Annotated in this window: 1 protein-coding gene; it reads right to left on the bottom strand. The window is 66.9% G+C overall.

Translation table 11 applies throughout. The features are described 5' to 3' along the window. On the bottom strand, positions 1-780 hold a 780-nt coding region (locus tag H0B54_RS29360; protein ID WP_188263277.1), incomplete at both ends, for an NAD(P)(+) transhydrogenase (Re/Si-specific) subunit beta.

The raw sequence follows: 780 nt of genomic DNA on the forward strand, positions 1-780 counted from the left end.
CTTCACGACCTCTTCGGTGACCTTCTTGGCGTCGCCGAACAGCATCATGGTGTTGGGGCGGAAGAACAGCTCGTTCTCCACACCGGCGTAGCCGGCGGCCATGCCGCGCTTGATGAAGAACACCGTCTTGGCCTTCTCGACGTCGAGGATCGGCATGCCGTAGATCGGCGACTGCGGATCGGTCTTGGCCGCCGGGTTGGTCACGTCGTTGGCGCCGATCACGAAGGCCACGTCCGCGGTGCTGAAGTCGCGGTTGATGTCCTCCAGCTCGAACACCTCGTCGTAGGGCACGTTGGCCTCGGCCAGCAGCACGTTCATGTGCCCCGGCATGCGCCCCGCCACCGGGTGGATGGCGTACTTGACCTCGACGCCCTCCTTCTTCAGCAGGTCGGCCATCTCGCGCAACGCGTGCTGCGCCTGGGCCACCGCCATGCCGTAGCCCGGGACGATGATCACCGACTGGGCGTTCTTCATGATGTAGGCCGCGTCCTCCGGCGAGCCGGCCTTGACCGTGCCGCGCTCGCCGCCGCCGGCCGCCGCCGACGCCGCCCCGCTGTCGCCGCCGAAGCCGCCCAGGATGACGTTGAAGATCGAGCGGTTCATGCCCTTGCACATGATGTAGGACAGGATCGCGCCCGACGAGCCGACCAGCGCGCCGGTGACGATCAGCAGGTTGTTCTGCAGCGTGAAGCCGATGCCCGCCGCCGCCCAGCCGGAATAGCTGTTCAGCATCGAGATCACCACCGGCATGTCGGCGCCGCCGATCGGCAGGATCAGCAG

It is taken from the genome of Azospirillum tabaci (assembly GCF_014596085.1).
GTDB lineage: Bacteria > Pseudomonadota > Alphaproteobacteria > Azospirillales > Azospirillaceae > Azospirillum > Azospirillum tabaci.